The sequence below is a fragment of the Pseudonocardia bannensis genome, from assembly GCF_012911875.1.
Classification (GTDB): Bacteria; Actinomycetota; Actinomycetes; order Mycobacteriales; family Pseudonocardiaceae; genus Pseudonocardia; species Pseudonocardia bannensis.
The window spans coordinates 1-17,421 of sequence record NZ_JAAXKZ010000127.1 but is presented as its reverse complement, the minus strand read 5'-3'; the positions used below and the strand labels follow the sequence as shown (position 1 = coordinate 17,421).

At 74.1% G+C, this 17,421-nt stretch carries 19 protein-coding genes; 9 read left to right on the top strand and 10 right to left on the bottom strand.

Translation table 11 applies throughout. From position 1 onward, the window contains the following. Positions 1 to 193 precede the first annotated feature (193 nt). Positions 194 to 1,321 carry a hypothetical protein gene (locus HF519_RS24745; protein ID WP_169415396.1) on the top strand — a complete coding sequence of 376 codons (1,128 nt, stop codon included), beginning with the start codon at positions 194 to 196 and terminating at the stop codon, positions 1,319 to 1,321. Here the strand turns inward: HF519_RS24745 and HF519_RS24740 are convergent. Both HF519_RS24740 and HF519_RS24735 read right to left on the bottom strand, forming a co-directional pair. Continuing rightward, the gene (locus HF519_RS24740) at positions 1,287 to 1,919 is read right to left on the bottom strand and encodes an alpha/beta hydrolase family protein (RefSeq protein WP_169415401.1); all 633 of its coding nucleotides are present in this window, start codon (positions 1,917 to 1,919) and stop codon (positions 1,287 to 1,289) included. The two genes, HF519_RS24745 and HF519_RS24740, sit on opposite strands and share 35 nt — an antisense overlap. A 20-nt stretch (positions 1,920 to 1,939) precedes the next feature. After that, positions 1,940 to 2,743 (bottom strand): SOS response-associated peptidase, encoded by an 804-nt coding sequence (locus HF519_RS24735; protein WP_169415395.1) that lies wholly within the window; start codon positions 2,741 to 2,743, stop codon positions 1,940 to 1,942. A gap of 39 nt (positions 2,744 to 2,782) precedes the next feature. On the opposite strand from HF519_RS24735, the gene aroA reads away from it, so the two are divergent. From aroA to HF519_RS24720, 3 genes are all read left to right on the top strand, one after another. Further along, complete coding sequence (aroA, locus tag HF519_RS24730) at positions 2,783 to 4,078, top strand: 3-phosphoshikimate 1-carboxyvinyltransferase (protein WP_169415394.1); 1,296 nt, start codon at positions 2,783 to 2,785, stop codon at positions 4,076 to 4,078. A gap of 128 nt (positions 4,079 to 4,206) precedes the next feature. Next, positions 4,207 to 5,079 carry a ribosome small subunit-dependent GTPase A gene (gene rsgA, locus HF519_RS24725; protein WP_438826434.1) on the top strand — a complete coding sequence of 291 codons (873 nt, stop codon included), beginning with the start codon at positions 4,207 to 4,209 and terminating at the stop codon, positions 5,077 to 5,079. 45 nt (positions 5,080 to 5,124) lie between these two features. Then, a complete protein-coding gene (locus HF519_RS24720; protein ID WP_169415393.1) occupies positions 5,125 to 5,997 on the top strand; it encodes an SCO4651 family lipoprotein in 873 nt (290 codons plus the stop codon). Between the two features lie 249 nt (positions 5,998 to 6,246). Here the strand turns inward: HF519_RS24720 and HF519_RS24715 are convergent, their stop codons facing one another. Beyond that, positions 6,247 to 6,702: a hypothetical protein gene (locus tag HF519_RS24715; RefSeq protein WP_169415392.1), complete on the bottom strand. Its 456-nt coding sequence runs from the start codon at positions 6,700 to 6,702 to the stop codon at positions 6,247 to 6,249. Positions 6,703 to 6,870: 168 nt separating this feature from the next. Then, positions 6,871 to 8,511: an L-glutamate gamma-semialdehyde dehydrogenase gene (pruA, locus tag HF519_RS24710; RefSeq protein WP_169415391.1), complete on the bottom strand. Its 1,641-nt coding sequence runs from the start codon at positions 8,509 to 8,511 to the stop codon at positions 6,871 to 6,873. A 123-nt stretch (positions 8,512 to 8,634) separates the two neighbouring features. On the opposite strand from pruA, the gene HF519_RS24705 reads away from it, so the two are divergent. Beyond that, positions 8,635 to 9,129 carry a DUF1707 SHOCT-like domain-containing protein gene (locus HF519_RS24705; RefSeq protein WP_211170530.1) on the top strand — a complete coding sequence of 165 codons (495 nt, stop codon included), beginning with the start codon at positions 8,635 to 8,637 and terminating at the stop codon, positions 9,127 to 9,129. Positions 9,130 to 9,138: 9 nt separating this feature from the next. Here HF519_RS24705 and HF519_RS24700 read toward each other — a convergent pair whose 3' ends face one another. Next, positions 9,139 to 9,645 carry a DUF6912 family protein gene (locus HF519_RS24700; protein WP_169415390.1) on the bottom strand — a complete coding sequence of 169 codons (507 nt, stop codon included), beginning with the start codon at positions 9,643 to 9,645 and terminating at the stop codon, positions 9,139 to 9,141. A gap of 2 nt (positions 9,646 to 9,647) precedes the next feature. Beyond that, positions 9,648 to 11,057, bottom strand: coding sequence for a WS/DGAT/MGAT family O-acyltransferase (locus tag HF519_RS24695; protein WP_169415389.1), 1,410 nt, complete (start codon positions 11,055 to 11,057; stop codon positions 9,648 to 9,650). Positions 11,058 to 11,126: 69 nt separating this feature from the next. Between HF519_RS24695 and HF519_RS24690 the strand changes: the two genes are divergently transcribed. The 3 genes from HF519_RS24690 (at position 11,127) to HF519_RS24680 (ending at position 13,606) form a co-directional block, all read left to right on the top strand. Continuing rightward, the gene (locus HF519_RS24690) at positions 11,127 to 11,903 is read left to right on the top strand and encodes a TrmH family RNA methyltransferase (RefSeq protein WP_169415388.1); all 777 of its coding nucleotides are present in this window, start codon (positions 11,127 to 11,129) and stop codon (positions 11,901 to 11,903) included. A gap of 131 nt (positions 11,904 to 12,034) precedes the next feature. Further along, complete coding sequence (locus tag HF519_RS24685; protein ID WP_169415387.1) at positions 12,035 to 13,255, top strand: alpha-hydroxy acid oxidase; 1,221 nt, start codon at positions 12,035 to 12,037, stop codon at positions 13,253 to 13,255. 51 nt (positions 13,256 to 13,306) lie between these two features. Then, entirely contained in the window at positions 13,307 to 13,606 is a 300-nt protein-coding gene (locus HF519_RS24680; RefSeq protein WP_169415386.1) for an antitoxin, read from the top strand. 67 nt (positions 13,607 to 13,673) lie between these two features. Here the strand turns inward: HF519_RS24680 and HF519_RS24675 are convergent, their stop codons facing one another. From HF519_RS24675 to HF519_RS24660, 4 genes are all read right to left on the bottom strand, one after another. Beyond that, entirely contained in the window at positions 13,674 to 14,051 is a 378-nt protein-coding gene (locus tag HF519_RS24675) for an HAD-IA family hydrolase (RefSeq protein ID WP_312860325.1), read from the bottom strand. Positions 14,052 to 14,236: 185 nt separating this feature from the next. Beyond that, positions 14,237 to 15,076, bottom strand: a complete 840-nt coding sequence (locus tag HF519_RS24670; RefSeq protein WP_169415385.1) for an ABC transporter permease — start codon at positions 15,074 to 15,076, stop codon at positions 14,237 to 14,239. Further along, complete coding sequence (locus HF519_RS24665; RefSeq protein ID WP_312860324.1) at positions 15,073 to 16,146, bottom strand: ABC transporter ATP-binding protein; 1,074 nt, start codon at positions 16,144 to 16,146, stop codon at positions 15,073 to 15,075. The genes HF519_RS24670 and HF519_RS24665 overlap by 4 nt, the downstream gene beginning before the upstream one ends. After that, positions 16,143 to 16,631, bottom strand: a complete 489-nt coding sequence (locus HF519_RS24660; protein ID WP_169415384.1) for a MarR family winged helix-turn-helix transcriptional regulator — start codon at positions 16,629 to 16,631, stop codon at positions 16,143 to 16,145. Before HF519_RS24660 ends, HF519_RS24665 begins: the two co-directional genes overlap by 4 nt. Before the next feature lie 101 nt (positions 16,632 to 16,732). Between HF519_RS24660 and HF519_RS24655 the strand changes: the two genes are divergently transcribed. Continuing rightward, a complete protein-coding gene (locus tag HF519_RS24655) occupies positions 16,733 to 17,254 on the top strand; it encodes an Rv3235 family protein (protein ID WP_169415383.1) in 522 nt (173 codons plus the stop codon). The last annotated feature ends 167 nt before the right edge of the window (positions 17,255 to 17,421 follow it).

Here is a 17,421-nt window from a genome sequence, read left to right as displayed (position 1 = left end):
GCGGGGCCTGGAGGTGGAGATCACGCCTGCCGACCTCGCCCGGCTGACCGGGGCCCGGTTCGCCCTAATCGCGGCTTAAGGCCAGGTCATCCGGGTCGGAGCGGCCGATACTGTCGGATCGAAGAGTTGACCACACCGTTGCGGTGTGGTTAACCCCCTTCACCTCGCCCCGGCGGCACCCCATCATGGCGCGGTGGCAGCGACGATCACGGGCCGTGCACGCGACCTGTACAACACCTGGTGGACCCGCGGTGAAGCTCCACGCCCGCTGCCACCCGCGATGCTCCGCAACGTCTACGCGTTGTGGCTGATCGCCCTCACGCTGAAGGTTCTCGGCTCCTCCTGGGACGTCTCGTGGCACTTCAAGTGGCTGCGTGACGACCTGGCGCCCCCGCATCTGCTCAACACCGCGGGCACCGTGCTGGTGGTGGCGCTGGTGCTGTTCCACAGCTACACCGGGTACGGCGTCGATCGGTTCACCCTGCGGTTCATGCAGGCCGGGGTCACGATCTTCCTGCTGGCCGTGCCGCTCGACGTGATCAACCACCGGATCAACGGGCTCGACATCACCGCCTGGAGCATCACCCACGCGCTGCTCTACCTGGGCACCGCCGTGATGCTCACCGGCGTCGTCCGCGGGTGGTGGCGCTACGGCCCGGCCGGGCGGCTGCGGACCCCGGTGCTCGGGTTGCTGTGGCTGTTCGTCCTGGAGAACGTGTGGTTCCCGGCCGGCCAGCAGGAGTACGGCGTGCTGGCCGTCGCCGCGTGGGACCGCGGGGAGCCGCAGGCCGAGCCGATCCTGCTGCAGTTCGCCGCCGACCAGATCGGCCGTCCCGTCGACCGGGCGTCGGTGCTGCACTTCGCGCTGCCGGTGGCGGACTGGGTGTACCCGATGTGGCTGGTCGCCGCGGCCGGGTCGGTGCTGGTCCTGGCGCGCTGGATGATCGGGCGTCCGTGGGCGGCCACCGCGATCGCCGCCGGGTACCTCGCCTACCGCTGCGCCATGTGGCTGGTGCTGGCCGGCGCCGGCTTCCCGATGTCCGCGGTGCCGTTCCTGCTGCTCGGCGTGGCGGTGGCGGTCGACCTCGCCTTCGCCGCCCGGGTGCCGGATCTGGCGCGCCCGGTGCTCGGGGCCGTGCTCGCCGGGCTGGGCGGCGCGGGGGCGGCGTGGCTGCAGGCCGAGTGGCTGGTGACGCCGCCGATCGACTACCCGACGTTCCTCACCGGCGCGATCGTGCTCGGGCTGCTGTGGACCGCGGTCCTGCTGGCGGTGCGCGCCCGGGCGTTCACCCGGTGGGCGGCGCTGACCCCGGTGCGCTGAGCAGCCGGTCCAGCCAGTCGCCCACCGCGCGGCCCGCGCCCGCCGGGTCGGCCTTGAGTGCGTGGTCGCCGGCCAGCAGGACGAGCTCCCGGCCGGGGGCCTCGTCCGGCCGGCCGAACGCGTCGCGCTCGCCCTGGACGATCAGGACCGGCACCGTGACCCCGTCCAGCTCCGCTCGCCGGTGCTTCTCCGGCTTGCCCGGCGGGTGCACCGGGAACGCCAGGCACAGCACCGCCGCCGCACCCCCCGCCGCGGCCGTGCGACAGGCCACCCGCGCACCGGAGCTGCGGCCACCGAAGATCAGCGGCAGGTCCCGGAACTCGCCCGCCGCCAGCGCTGCGACCACATCGAGCCACGCCGCGTCGAGCTGCCGGGCCGGAGCGGGAGCACGCCGGCCCGCGACCCGGTAGGGCTGCTCGACGAGTGCGACGTGCAGACCCGCGGCGAGGGCCGCGGACGTGGCCGCCGCGAGGTCGACGGCGCCCACCCCGCCGCCCGCGCCGTGGCCGAGCAACAGGGCTGCCCGGGCCGGGCCGGGGGCCCGGTGCAGGTGGACCCGGGCCGGGCCGTGCGGGGTGTCGATCTCCGTGGTACCGATCGCGTCCGACAGACCGGTGGTCACGTGAGCAGGTCCAGCTGCAACGGTTCCTTGACCTCGCCCGCGGCGAGCGGCGCGAGCAGCTCCGGGCCGTTGTTGCGGACGCTGTTCACCCGGTCGGACACCGGGCGCAGCTCCAGGCGCTCGATCAGCTCCGGCGAGGGCGGTGCGAGCAGTGCGGACACCGACTCGGTGGCTGCGTCGCTGTCCGGGTCGAGCCAGGCGTCCCAGGCCTCCGGCGGCAGCACCAGCGGCATCCGGTCGTGGACCTCGGCCAGCGGGCCGACCGCGTCGGTGGTGAGCACGGCGGCCGTGATCAGCCCGTCGGCGTACTTGCCCTCGGGGTCGGCGGCGGCATTGCGGGGCCGCCAGAACTCCCACACCCCGGCCAGCGCGACGGAACTGCCGTCGCGGTAGTGCGTGTAGTAGGGCTGCTTCGTCTTCGCCGCGGCGCCGCGGCGCTGCCACTCGTACCAGCCGTCGGCCGGCAGCAGGCACCGCCGCGCGGCCAGCGCCTTGCGGAACGCGGGCTTCTCGGCGGCCGTCTCGGACCGGGCGTTGATCATCCGGGCACCGCCGGACGGGTCCTTGGCCCAGGACGGCACCAGGCCCCAGCGCATGATCCGGATGCTCCGCTCGGTGACCTCGGGGTCCGGCGTGCCGTCGGCGTCGCGGGGGTGCCGCTGCACGACGGTGAACACCTGCTTCGTCGGCGCGACGTTGTAGTCCGGAGTGGCGGACCCGCCGGTCTCCGTGGCGTCGACGGCCCGGAACTCCTCGGCGAGGTCGGCGGGGGCCTTCGTGGAGGCGTATCGACCGCACATGCCATCCATCGTGGCACGGTCCCCTGAGAGGATGGGGGCGTGAGCGAGTACTGGCCCGCCCCGCACGTCACCGCCCCGGTCCGCGGGCGCGTCGCCGTGCCCGGCTCCAAGTCGGTGACCAACCGGGCGCTGCTGCTGGCCGCGCTGTCCGGCGGGCCCGCGTCGGTGACGGGAGCGCCCCCGACCCGGGACACGGCCCTGATGGTCGACGCGCTGCGCGCGCTCGGCGTCCCGGTCGAGGTGTCCGGTGAACGCGTCACGGTCGGGGCGCACCCCGGCCTGCGGGGTGGCGGCGCCGTCGACTGCGGGCTCGCGGGCACCGTCATGCGGTTCGTGCCGCCCGCGGCGGCGCTGGCCGACGGTCCGGTGCACTTCGACGGCGATCCACGGGCCCGTGAGCGCCCGATGGGCACGGTGCTCGACGCGCTGCGCTCCCTCGGCGCGTCCGTCGACGGCGATGCGCTCCCCTTCACCCTGCACGGCGCCGGTGGTCTGCCCGGAGGCGACGTGGTCATCGACGCGTCGGCGTCGTCGCAGTTCGTGTCGGGGCTGCTGCTGTCGGGGGCCCGCTACGACAAGGGCGTCACCGTGCGCCACCGCGGCGCGGCCGGCGCCGCCGACGCGGCGGTGCCCTCGCTGCCGCACATCGACATGACGGTGGACATGCTGCGCACGGCCGGTGTCGAGGTCGACGACTCCGAGCCGGACACGTGGGCGGTGTCGCCCGGGCCGGTCGCGGCACGGGACTGGACGGTGGAACCCGACCTGTCCAACGCCTCGGTGTTCCTGGCCGCCGCGGCCGTCACCGGCGGCCGGGTCACCGTCGCGGGCTGGCCGGAGCACTCGACACAGCCGGGGGTGGCGATCCTGGCGGTGCTCGAGCAGTTCGGCTGTTCGGTGGAGCCGGAACCGGACGGGATGACGGTCACCGGCCCGGGCACGCTCACCGGCGTCGACGTCGACCTGCACGACGTCGGCGAGCTGACCCCCACGATCGCCGCGGTGGCGGCCCTGGCCGGCAGCCCGTCTCGGCTGCGCGGCATCGCGCACCTGCGCGGCCACGAGACCGACCGGCTGGCCGCGCTGGTCACCGAGATCACCGCGTTGGGCGGGGACGTCACCGAGACGCCGGACGGGCTGGAGATCCGGCCCCGCCCGCTGCGCGGCCGGTCCGACCGCCCGTGGGGGGCCTACGCCGACCACCGGATGGCCACCGCTGGTGCGTTGATCGGGCTCGTGGTGCCCGGGGTGCTGATCGACGACGTCGGCAGCACCGCCAAGACCATCCCCGACTTCCCGGGGCACTGGGCCGCGCTGCTCGGGAGCGCCGACTGAGCCCCCGCGGCCGGGCCAGGGAGTACGACGAGTCCGACGTCCGCGTCCGCCCCGGTCGTCGCGGCTCGCGTCCCCGCAGCAAACGGCGTCCCGACCACGCCGACGCCACCGGGGCGATGGTGATCGCCGTGGACCGCGGCCGGTGGACCTGCGTGCCCGACGGCGACGCCACCCGCCCGCCCGTGACGGCGATGCGCGCCCGCGAGCTGGGCCGGACCCCGATCGTCGTCGGCGACCGGGTCGGGCTGGTCGGGGACCTGTCGGGCGCCCCGGACAGCCTCGCGCGCATCGTGCGCGTCGAGCCCCGCGACACCGTGCTGCGGCGCACCGCCGACGACACCGACCCGTTCGAGCGGGTCGTGGTGGCGAACGCCGAGCAGCTCGTGATCGTCACCGCGCTGGCCGACCCGACACCGCGCACCGGGTTCGTCGACCGCTGCCTGGTCGCCGCCTACGCCGGCGGGCTGTCCCCGGTGCTGTGCCTGACCAAGTCGGACCTGGCCGACCCGGAGCCCTTCGCGGCGCACTACGCCGATCTGGACGTCCCGGTGGTCGTGACCCGGCGCGACCGGCCCCCCACCGAGCTCGGCGAGATCCTCACCGGACGCGTCTCCGCGCTCGTCGGACACTCCGGTGTGGGCAAGTCGACGCTGGTGAACACGCTGGTGCCGGACGCCGAGCGTGCGGTGGGCGTCGTCTCGGCGGTCGGCAAGGGACGGCACACGACCACCGCGGCGCTCGCGCTGCCGCTGCCCGACGGCGGCGGCTGGGTCGTCGACACCCCGGGGATACGTTCGTTCGGCCTCGCGCACGTCACCCCCGACGACGTGCCGGCGGCGTTCGACGACCTCGCCGCCGCCATCGAGAACTGCCCCCGGGGGTGCGGGCACCTCGGGCCGCCCGCCGACCCGGAGTGCGCGCTCGACGCCATGGTCGCCGACGGGTCGCTGGGGCCCGGGCGGCTCGCCGCGCTGCGCCGGGTGCTGGTCGCCCTCCGTTAGGGAGCACCCGAGGCCGTGGCACCGGCCCGGTGTTCACCCGATAGCGTGCAGCCCGACGAGGACCCGGGAGGGCACGAGGTGATGGGCGGGTTGGGTGTGCGCCGGCGGCCGGGCCGGTGGTTGCCGCTGCTGATGCTCGTGGGCACGCTGCTCGGCGGCTGCGCCGGCCCGGACCCGGCGACCGAGGAGACCGCCTCGGCGCTACCGCGCTACTACGACATCTCCGAGCTCGTCGCCGCGGTCGCCGAGCGGCAGCGCGCCGACGGGACCGCCCGGCTCAGCCTGAGCGGTGAGGTGGCGGGACGGTCCTCCACCCTGCGCTTCGCCGGGGAGGGCGTCCTGCGGTTGGAGGGCCGGGGCGTATCGGCGCGGTTCACCCAGACCGTCGCCCAGGGCGACGCGGCCCCGCAGGAGACCGGTTTCGTGGTGCTCCCCGGTGAGGTCTACCTGCGGCAGCCGGCCGGGCCGGACGCGGTGGCGGGTAAGCCGTGGGCCCGGGTCGACCCGACTAGCTCCGATCCCGCCGACCAGCAGCGCGCCGTCCTCGCGGCCACCCTCACCGCCAACGCCGACCCGACCACCAACCTGGCCCGCTACGCCGACGCCACGCTCATCGCCGACGCCTCCGACGACCAGGTCGACGGTGTCCCCACGGTGCGCTACACGATCGTCGTCGACCTGGCCCGGGCGGCCGTGCTGCAACCCGATCCCGCGCTGCGCGCCCAGCTCGAGCAGCAGGTGCGCGACGGGCTCACCCGGATCACCTCGACGCTGTGGGTCGACGGCGCCCACCGGCCGGTCCGCAGCGACATCCGCCAGGAGCTGCCCGGGATCGGGACCCTCGCGTTGACGGCCGGCTACCGCGACTGGGGTCAGCCGGTGGACATCACGCCGCCGCCGGCCGCGCAGGTGCGGTGAGCGGGACCGCCCCCGCACGGTCGGTCCGTTCACGATCCTGCGGCTGCTCGGCGAAGGCGGCATGGGGCGGTCCACCCGGACCGGTCCCGCGCCGGCCGGCCGCGATCGAGGTCGTCCGTTGCGACCTGGCCGGCGATCAGGAGTTCCGGGCCGGTCGGCGCCGACGGCCCTCGAGTGATCGACTTCGGGCTCGCGCGCGGCCGACGCCAGCGTGCTGACCCGCACGGCATCGATCCTCGGAACGCCCGGCTACATCGCGCCCGAGCAACACGCGCACGGCGGGCACCGACCGGGCCGGCTTCGTGAGTACAGCACGCCGAACGGCACCCCGGTCACCAGCGCGATCCGGATGTACGGACGGGGTCGAGCGGTCGTCTCGTCGGTCGGCACCATGTCAGGCCCCCTCTCGGAGGTGGCCTCGGTACTGCTGATGTGCCAGTCGGCACCACGGCCGATCTCCGTGGCGAACACCGCCACGGGGCCCTGGCCGGACGCACCCGGGTCCGCGCCGGTGCGGCGCACCACGGCGACCGGAGCGGCGTCGCCGGCCGTGGCCTCCGCCGGCACGTGGCGGAAGCACCCGGACCCGGGGCCGGTGGCGATGCTCATGTACCCCGCGCCCATGAGCATCGCCACCAAGGTCGCGGCCGCGACGCCGGCAGCGCGGCGTGCGGTCCCCGCGCCACGTCTGTCGTATCGGGGCATCTGCAGCTCTTCTCGTCCGGTCCCGCGTCCGGAGGGCCGGTGCGGGTGATGCCGAGAAGAGTGCGGGCGCGGGTCCCCGCCGGGCCATCGGGCGGGCCCCCGGCGCACGGGTGCCGTCCCCATCAACCCGGGTGGGGTCCACACCGGGCAGTCCCCGTCGTGGCGCGGTCAGCCCATGTGCGGGTAGGTGTGGTCGGTCGGCGGGTCGAACGTCTCCTTGATCGATCGTGGGCTGGTCCAACGCTGCAGGTTGTAGATCGATCCGGCCTTGTCGTTGGTTCCCGACGCCCGCGCGCCGCCGAAGGGCTGCTGGCCGACGACGGCGCCGGTCGGCTTGTCGTTGACGTAGAAGTTCCCGGCGGCGAACCGCAACTCGCGGTGCGCGGTCTCGATCGCGGCGCGGTCGGTGGCGAAGACCGCACCGGTCAGCGCGTAGGGGGTCGCGCTGTCGATCGTCCGCAGGATCCGCTCGTACTCACCGGGCACCCGGTCGTCCCACACGTGCACGGCGAGGACCGGGCCGAACAACTCGGTCGTGAACACCTCGTGGGTGGGGTCCTCCCCCACCAGCACGGTCGGTTCCACGAACCAGCCCTCGGCGTCGTCGTGACCGCCGCCGGCCAGCACGTCCAGCTCGGTGGAGGCCTTCTCCAGCGCGGTCACCAGCCTGGAGTGGGCCCGTCCGTCGATCACCGCCCCGCCGAAGTGCGCGAAGTCGGTGACATCGCCGTAGCTCAGCGACCCGGTGAGCTCGGCGAGCGCGTCGCGCAGCCCGCCCTGCCAGCGCGAGGCCGGCACGAACGCCCGCGACACCGCCGAGCACTTCTGCCCCTGGTACTCGAAGGCCCCGCGGACGAGTGCGGTGGCCAGCGCCGCCGGGTCGGCGCTCGGGTGCGCGACCACGAAGTCCTTGCCGCCGGTCTCCCCGACCAACCTCGGGTAGCCGCGGTAGCGCTGCAGGTTCTCCGCGACCGTGCGCCACAGGTGCTGGAACGTCCGCGTGGACCCGGTGAAGTGCACGCCCGCGAGATCGGGACTGCTCAACGCGATCTCGCTGATGGCCGCGCCGTCGCCCGTCACCATGTTGATCACGCCGGGCGGCAGTCCGGCCGCCTCCAGCAGCCGCATCGTGTACCAGGCCGCGAGCGTCTGCGTCGGGCTCGGCTTCCAGACCACCGTGTTGCCCATCAACGCGGGCGCGGTGGGCAGGTTGCCGGCGATCGCGGTGAAGTTGAACGGGGTGATCGCCAGAACGAAGCCCTCCAGCGGGCGGTGATCGAAGCGGTTCCACGCCCCGGGCGACGACGTGGGCTGCTCGGCCAGCGCGCGGCGCGCGTAGTGCACGTTCCAGCGCCAGAAGTCGATAAGCTCGCAGGCGGAATCGATCTCGGCCTGCTGCACCGACTTGGACTGGCCGAGGATCGTCGCCGTGTTGAGGGTGTCGCGCCAGGGGCCCGCGAGGAGGTCGGCGGCGCGCAGGAACACCGCGGCGCGCTCGTCGAAGGGCAGGTCCCGCCAGCCGGGGGCCGCGGCCCGGGCCGCGTCGATCGCGTCGGCGACGTCGGTCGTGCTCGCCTGCGCGCTGACGCCCAGGCGGGAGTGGCGGCGGTGCGGCTGCACGACGTCGAAGGGCTCGCCGCCGGCCATCCGCTGCCGACCGCCGATCGTGACGGTGAGCTCGTGCGACTCGGTGGCGAGTTCGGCGATCCGGGCGGCGAGGGTGGCGCGCTCGGGGCTGTCGGGGGCGTAGCCGCGGATCGGTTCGTTGCGCGGCGCCGGGACTGTGGTGACGGCGGTGAGGCCGGCCATCTCGTCCTCCCACGGGTGAGCGGGTCAGGGTCCGTGCGATACAGGGTGGCCCCGGCACCCGGTCCTCGGCCATGCCTGGACCGCGCTACCCGAACGAGTGACCGTGGTGGCAAGCTCCACGACATGACGATGGGGGAGACGCCGGCGGAGGCCGCGGGGGGCGTGCCGCCGCTGCGGAGCGGCACCGCGGAGCGGGAGTCGGCGGTCAGGGCGCTCGACGAGCACCTCGCGGCGGGCCGGCTCGGGATCGAGGAGTACGCCGACCGCTCGGCCGTCGCCGCGAACGCGACGGTCGCGAGTGAGCTGACCGCGCTGTTCACCGACCTGCCGGCGCCGCACCCGGCACTACCGGGGACCGCGGTGGCACCGGTGGCGGGGGTGATGCCCGCCGCGCAGGACGCGGCCTCGCCCGCCCGACGCGAACACGGCTTCCACGGCTGGGGCCCGCGGATCGTGGCCGTCACGCCGATCGCGGCCGTGATCCTGTTCTTCCTGACCGGGAGCTGGCTGTGGTTCCTGGCGGTCCCGTTGACGGGCGCCCTCGTCTTCGGCGGCGGGGTGGGCCGGGACGAGCACGAACAGCGGGAGCTCCCCGGCGGGCGACGCCGGGAACTCTAGGCCCGGCCGTCAGCCGAGTTCGACGAGGAAGGCCACCTCCGACGGGCTGTACCAGGCCAGCTCGTGGTCCTCGGCCTCCCCGACCAGGAACTCGGCGTCCATGTCACCGAGGTCCGCCGCGTCGACCACCCCGGCGGCCTGGCGCACCGCGTGCTCGGCCTCCTCGGTGTCGACGTGCACCGCGGCGATGGCCTCCATCGGCACCGAACCGCTGATGCGCACCGCGCCGTCGTCGAGGTCGGGACGCAGGGTCACGTCGTCGACGTCGGCGGCCACCACCACGCGTCGGGCCGGGGTGCCGTCCTCGCCCAGGCCGAACTCCACGCCGAGCAGCCGCAGCGAAGCGCGCGCCGCCTCCGACAGCGCGGCGTACTCGAGCTCCTCGTCGTCCCCGGTGGTGTAGGCCTCGCGCAACCGTGGGGTGAGCGCGAACGCGGTGCCGCCGATCGGGTCGAATCGGCCGGTCGAGACCAGCCGCGACAGCATCGGCCAGGTCCCCGGCAGGTAGATGCGCATGATCAGCCCACCGTAGCGAGCAGCTCGTCGAGCGACTCGTCGACCAGGCCGGCGAGCACGTCGACGTCGGACATGGCGTCACGGTCGCCGTTGAACCCGTAGTAGACACCGCCGTCGTAGCTGGTCAGGCCGATGGCCAGGGCCTGGCCCTTGGCCAGCGGAACGACGGGGAACATCTCGAGCATCCGCGCGCCCGCGGCATAGAGCGGGAACTGGGGTCCCGGCACGTTGGTCACCACCAAGTTGAAGATGCGTTTGGAGAACCCACTGGCCGCGCGGGCCCCCAACGCATGAAGCGTAGGCGGCGCGAAGCCGCCGATCCGGACCAGGGTGTCCGCGCCGACCGACTGCCCGCTCGAGGTGTGCTCACGCATCGCGTGCGTGACGTGGTGCAGCCGCACCACCGGGCTCGGCTCCCCGACGGGCAGGTCCACCAGGAACGACGACACCCGGTTGCCGAGCGAGCCCGCGGTGGCCGAGCTCGGCACATCGGCCTCGCCGCGCACCGACAGCGGCACCATGGCCCGCACCGACGACGACGACGTCACGGGCTCGCCGCGGGACAGCAACCAGTTCCGCAGCGCCCCGGAGATCACGCTGAGCACCACGTCGTTGACAGTGCACCCGTGCGCCGCCCGGATCCGCCGGTAGGCCTCGAGCTCGGTGCGGGCGACGGCGAACCGCCGCTGGGTCGAGATGTCCACGTTGAGGGGGGTGCCCGGCGCGCGGCGGCTTGCCGTGACCGCCATCGTGACCAGCTTCCCCACCGCGCCGGCCACCTTGCCCGCCGTCGCGATCGCGTCACCCGCGGCGACCCGCGCGTTGTCCACCAGCTCGCCGGGGCGCGACACCATCTCGCCGACCGCATCCAGGACCAGCCGGCCGCCGCTGGGCTCCGGGCGGGGCATCCACAGCTCCTCGGCGACGACCCTCGGCTCGGGCGACACGTCGAGGATCACCTGTCCGATGTCGATCGCGCTGATGCCGTCGACCATCGCCTGGTGGGTCTTGGTGATCACGGCGGTGCGGCCGCGCGCAAGACCTTCGACGAGGTACATCTCCCACAGCGGCCGGGTGTGGTCGAGCGGGCGGGACATCAGCCGGGCGACCAGATCGGACAGCGCCTCGTCCGAACCCGGCCGGGGCAACGCGGAGCGGCGCACGTGGTAGGCGACGTCGAAGTCCTGGTCGTCGACCCACACCGGGCGGGCCAGGTTGCCGGGGACGTGACGCACCTTCTGCCGGTAGCGCGGGACCAGTGCGATCCGCTGCTCGATCAGCTCGACGAGGCGGTCGTAGTCGAAGCCGGACTTCGGGCGGCGGAAGATCGCGACGCCACCCACGTGCATCGGCGTCGTCGCCTGCTCCAGGTAGAGGAACGACGCGTCCAGTGCGGAGAGCCGAGGCGGCATGAGGGCGATCCTACGGTCGCAAACGGGGTACCGGCTGACTGCAGATGCGGTGGGTGGCACGCTCGGTACGTGCCCGCCGATCCGTCCACCCGGCCCGCCCGGTCGCCCAAGGACACCTTCATCACCGTCTACGGCCGCAAGCCGGTGCTGGAGGCGCTCGACGACCCCAGCCTGCAGGTCGACAAGGTGATCCTGGCCGACACCGCGCGCGGTGAACCGGTCCGCGCGATCACCGCGGCCGCCCGGGCGCGTGGGGTGCAGGTGCAGCGGGCCAGCGCGCACCGGGTCAAGGTGCTCGCCGGCAACGGCCGCCACGACCAGGGCGTGCTCGCCGACGTCGTGGCCCCGCGGATGGCGCCGGTCGCGGAGTTCCTCGACGCGCTCGGCCCGGACCGGCCCGCGGCCGTGCTGGTCCTGGACCGGGTGACCAACCCGGCGAACGTGGGCATGGTGCTGCGCAGCGCGACCGCGGCGGGCCTGGACGGTGTGCTGCTCCCCCGCCGCGGGGTGCCGTCGATCGACCCGCTGGTGATCAAGGCGTCGGCCGGGGTGGCGTTCTCCGCGCCGGTGCTGCGGGCATCGACGGCCGAGGAGGGCTGTGCGGAGCTGCGCGCCGCCGGGTTCGCCGTCCACGGCCTGGACGCGGGCGGGGCGTCCCTGCTCGACGCCGAGCTGCCCCCGCGGGTCGCCCTGGTGCTGGGCAACGAGACCGACGGGCTGTCCGGCGCGGTCCGGGCCGAGCTCGACGGGACGTTGGCGATCCCGATGCACGGCGGCGTGGAGTCGCTGAACGTGGCGAGCGCCGCCGCCGTCGCGGCGTACGAACTGCTGCGCCGTCGCACCTGACGGTCGCGTTCGCTCCCCGGCCCCACGGCCCCCGGCGCGGCCGCGTCGACCTCCGGCCCCGCAGCCCTCGCCCCGCGGCGGGCGCGGGCCGGCCGTGTCGGGAGCTCCGATTTCTGCCTAGGGTGGCCGGCATGGTGCAGCGCCGGCTTCCTCGTCCCGCGGAACTCCGTCCCCTGTTGCGACCGGCCCCCATCGTGTGGGACGGCACCGAGCGCCGGCTCGCCCGCGCCGCCAGCATCGCGGACCTGCGCGCGATCGCCCGGCGCCGCACGCCCCGCGCCGTCTTCGACTACACCGACGGGGCGGCCGACGGCGAGCTGAGCCTGCGCCGCGCGCGGCAGGCGTTCGCCCGCGCCGAGTTCCACCCGACGGTGCTGCGCGACGTCTCCGACGTCGACACCGGCCGGACGATCCTCGGCGAGCGCTCCACGCTGCCGTTCGCCTTCGCCCCCACGGGCTTCACCCGGATGATGAACCACGAGGGCGAGCGGGCCGTGGCCGCGGTCGCCCAGCAGGTCGGGATCCCGTACACGCTCTCGACCATGGGCACCACGACCATCGAGGACGTGGCCGCTGCCGCACCGCGGGCCCGCAAGTGGTTCCAGCTCTACCTGTGGCGCGACCGGGCGCCCGCCAAGGACCTCGTGCAGCGCGCGGCCGAGGCCGGTTACGACACCCTGATGCTCACCGTCGACACCCCGGTCGGCGGCGCCCGGCTGCGCGACGTGCACAACGGGTTGACGATCCCGCCCGCGCTGAGCCTCAAGACCTTCGTCGACGGCGCGATGCACCCCCACTGGTGGATCAACCTGCTCACGACCGAGCCGCTGACCTTCGCCAGCCTGGCATCCACCGAGGGCACCGTCGCGGACCTGATCAACCGGGTGTTCGACCCCGCGCTGACCATGGCCGACGTCGAGTGGCTGCGCGGCACCTGGCCCGGCAAGCTCGTGATCAAAGGCATTCAGAGCGTCGAGGACGCGCGCCGGGTCGTCGACGCCGGTGCCGACGCGGTGCTGCTGTCCAACCACGGCGGCCGACAGCTCGACCGCGCCCCGGTACCGATCGAGCTGGTCGAGCCGGTGGTCCAGGCCGTCGGCGACCGGACGGAGGTGATGGTCGACACCGGCATCATGCACGGTGCGGACATCGTCGCCGCGATCGCGCTCGGTGCTCGCGCCGCGCTCGTGGGCCGCGCCTACCTGTACGGGCTGATGGCCGGCGGGCAGCGCGGAGTCGTCAAGGCCGTCGAGATCCTGGCGGCCGAGATCGTCCGGACCCTGCAGCTCATCGGCGTGAACGGCGTCGACGAGCTCCGGCCGTCCCACGTGCGGATTCGCCCGTTCGGGTAGGGATGCGGGTTCGGGCTGCGAGGTGCCGGGAAGCGGTCCATGGTGGCCGGCATGGGTTTCCTCGACAAGGCCAAGGAAATGCTCGGACAGCACGACGACAAGGTCGACCAGGGCCTCGACAAGGCGGGAGAGGCCGCGAAGGGTCGCTTCGCCGGACACGAGGACAAGATCGACACTGCGGTGGGCAGGGCCAAGCAGGCCACGGGCGAGGGTGACACCACTGCCGCCCCGCCGGACGCCGCTCCGCCCGCCCCCGCTCAGGGCGGCGAGCACGCTCCGGAGGTGCCGGGCGGTCCTGCACCCGACGTGCCGGCCGGGCCGGGCGAGCCGCCCGCCGAGCCGCAGCGCTGACCCGCAGCGCTGAGCATCCGATCGTCACGAACGGCGTCGCCCCTCACAGGGCGGCGCCGTTCGGCGTCTAGGACTCCAGATCGAGCAGGATCTCCAGCTCGGCGACCGTCGTCCCGGGATCCTCATGGCGGATCGTCACCGCGCCGGCCGCTCGGGCGCCCCGCACGTTCACCGGCAGGTCGTCGACGACCACGCACTGCTCGGGTGCCAGTTCGAGCAGCGCCGCGACCCGGCGGAACGCCTCCGGGTCGGGTTTGCGGGCACCTGCCGCGGCGCCCAGCACCACGACGTCGAACAGGTCGGCGCAGCCGTCGGGCACCTGGTGGGCGTCGGACAGCAGGGCGGTGCGCACCCCGGCCGCCCGGGCGCGGCGCGGGATGTCGAGCAGCTCGGGGCCGTCGGTCAGCACCCCGCCGTAGTCCATGATCAGTCCGAGCAGCGGCACCGGCCGAACGCTACTGCAGCACAGACCCCGCAGCCGCCAGGCCGTATCGGGTTCGACGCGTGCCCTGTGCCTCGACGGGCGTGTCGGCGATACAGGGCGCGCGTGGCCCGGCGGTCGATGCGCTGCGGCACGTCGGAGGCACCGCCACCCCGCGACCGCGAACCCCGGGCTCGTCGCGCGCTGGCTCAGTCGAGGGCGCGGCGCAGGAAGCCCCGGATGCCCAGCAGGGCGAACACCACGATCGCCACCACCGTCACCAGCAGGCACAGGGCAAGCGAAAGGTGCGGCACCTGCGGCACGAGCGAGGCCCGGATGCCCTCGCTGACGTAGGTCAGCGGGTTGAGCGCGGACAGCACCTGGAACCACTGCAGGTCGCTCAGCGTCGACCACGGGTACTGCACCGAGCCGGTGAACAGCAGCGGCGTGAAGATCACCGCGAACAGGATGTTGATCCGGCGCGGCGGCACCGCGGTGCCGATCACCATCCCCATCGTGGCCCCGAGCAACGCGCCCAGCACGACCATGACGAACCCGGGCAGCAGGCCCGAGGGCGGCCACGACACGTCGACCATGAGCAGGCCGATCGGCACCATCAGCACGCTCGCGAGCAACCCCCGCAACGCCGCGAAGACGATCTTCTCGACCGCGACCAGCGGGATCGGCATGGGGGCGAGGAGCCGGTCCTCGATCTCCCGCGACCAGGAGAACTCGAACACCAGCGGGAACGCGACGCTCTGCAGTGCGCCGAAGACGGCGTTCAGCGCGAGCAGCCCGGGGAGCATGATCGAGCCGTACTCCGGGGAGACGAAGCCGCTGCGGCCCAGCACGACGACGAACACCAGCAGGAAGAAGAACGGCTGGAGCAGCGTCTGGGCGAGGAACGAGGGCAGCTCCTTCGCGGTGACGAAGATGTCGCGGCCGAGCACCGCGGCGAAGGCCCGCGCCGGGCTCGGGTGGGCGGCCGACGCGTCCGCGCCGAACAGCCGCCCGCGGGATGCGGTGCCGGTCTCGGAGTCCAGGGTCATCGCAGGTCCCTCCCGGTCAGCGAGATGAACACGTCCTCGAGGCTCGGCTCGCCCAGTGACACGTCGCTGACCTGGGCCTCACGGGTGCCGAGCAGCGCGACCACCGGTCCGAGCAGGGCGGCCGGGTCGGCGTCGACATAGAGCCGCAGCCGCAGGGTGTCCAAGGCCGGCGCTGCCGGCGCTGCCGGCGCCGGAGATACAGCGAGCCCACCGGCGCCGCCGGCACTCGGCCACGGCGGCATCCCCTCGGAGGGGCCACCCGGCGCAGCGGCGAGCTGCTCGACCCGCTCCACCCCGGCGAGCCCGGACAGCGCGGTCACCAGGTCGCCGGCCGTGCCCTCCCCCGGGACCACCGTGACCTCGACCGTGGCCCGGCCGGGCAGCGACCGGATGAGACCGGCCGGTGTGTCGAGCGCGAGCAGGGCGCCGTGGTCGACGATGCCGACCCGGTCCGACAGTTTCGCCGCCTCGTCCATGTCGTGCGTGGTGAGCACGATCGTCACGCCCTCGGCCTTGAGCTCGCGCACCTGGTCGTGCACGAACAGCCGGGCCTGCGGGTCCAGCCCGGTCGACGGCTCGTCCAGGAACAGCACCTCGGGCCGGTGCATCAGCCCGCGCGCGATCATCAGCCGCTGGCTCTGCCCGCCGGACAACGTGTCGATCAGTGCGTCCGGCTTGTCCGCGAGCCCCATCCGCTCGAGCAGCGCGTCGGCGCGGCGACGGCGCTCCGCCCGTCCGACGCCGTGGTAGGCGGCGTGGAAGATCAGGTTGTTGCGCACCGAGAGCGAGCGGTCGAGGTTGACCCGCTGTGGCACCACCGCGAGCCGCGACCGCACCGCGACCGCGTCGGACACGACGTCGAGCCCGGCGACGCGCGCCCGGCCACCGGTCGGGAGCACCCGGGTGGTGAGCACGCCGACGGTTGTGGTCTTGCCGGCCCCGTTGGGACCGAGCAGCCCGAACACCTCGCCGCGCTCGACGGTGAACGACAACCCGTCGACGGCGTTGCCCGGGCTCTTCGGGTAGCGCTTGACGAGGTCCTGCACCTCGACGGCCGGCCCGTTCGTCACCGTTCCCCCCTCGCTTCCAACTCGTCGCACTCGCCCTCGGTGACAGCGGCGAGCACCCCCAGCAGATAGCGCCGGATGATCTGCTCCTCCTCCGGCGGCGGGTGCGGCATCCGGTCCCGGAACGTGGCCGCGACCTCGGCGAACGCCGTCACCAGCCGATCACGGCCGGCCTGGGTGATGGACAGCCGGACGATCCGCCGGTCTGCGCGGTCACGGTCACGGCACAGCTCGCCGGCCTCCTCGAGGGCGTCGACCACGGGGGTCAGGGTGGCCGGGGTGACCCCGAGCCGGCCGGCGAGCTCGCGATGGGACAGGCCGTCGCGGTGCGCGAGCACACCGAGGACGCCGATGGAGGTCGACGTCAGGCCGTGCGTGGACACCGTGCGCTGGTAGTAGCGGCCGAGCGCCTGCCCGGTCCAGGACAGCAGCTTGCCCAGCGGCATGCGCTCCGGCCGAGCCTCGAAGTACGTCTCGGCTACGGGCATGCCACGAAGATACGACGCCGGACGATATGGCAGCGAATGGTTCGGAGACTGACGGAACGATTCGCCCCACGGTGTCCGGTTCGCCCCCGCACGCTGCCCACATGACGACGACCGTCGCCCCGCGCCCGCTCGCGGCCCCCGTTCGGTCCGGGGGGTCCGTGCGGCTACGCGCCCTGCACTACGAGCCCGGAACCGAACCCGGACCGAGCCGGCCGCGGTCCGTGGCGGTGCCGGAGCAGAGACCGCGGCCGTCCGGATCGGACGCCCGTCCCGCCACCGACCGTCTCCACCGGATCCCACCCGAGGACGACCCGGCCCGGCGGCAGGCGCAGGGGACCCTGCGCCTGGTCCTGGAGGTGATCGACGGACGGCGGCCGGCCGCACAGCTGGGCCGGTTGCTCGAGCCGTCGGTGCTGCGCTACGTCACCGCGGCGGCGACCCAGCCGGGCGTGCGCCGGGACGGGTGCGCACGGCTGCGGTCGCTGCGACTCGACCGACCCCGGCCGGACGCGGCAGAAGTCGCGGCGGTGTGCCGGCTCGGCGGCCGGATCCGTGCCCTGGCGGCGCGGTTCGAGCGCAGCGACACCGGGCTCTGGCGGTGCACAGCGCTCCGCATCGGATGACCGGCAGGAACGCGCTTCGCCCTCCACAACGCTCTCGAGCGCCTCAGCACCCGCACGAGAGCGTGTTAGGGCTCCACAACGCCCCCGGGCATCCGGGTACAGCGCGTAAAGGCTCCACAACGCGCCCAGCACTCGTGCGGGTGCTGAGGCGCTCGAGAGCGTTGTGG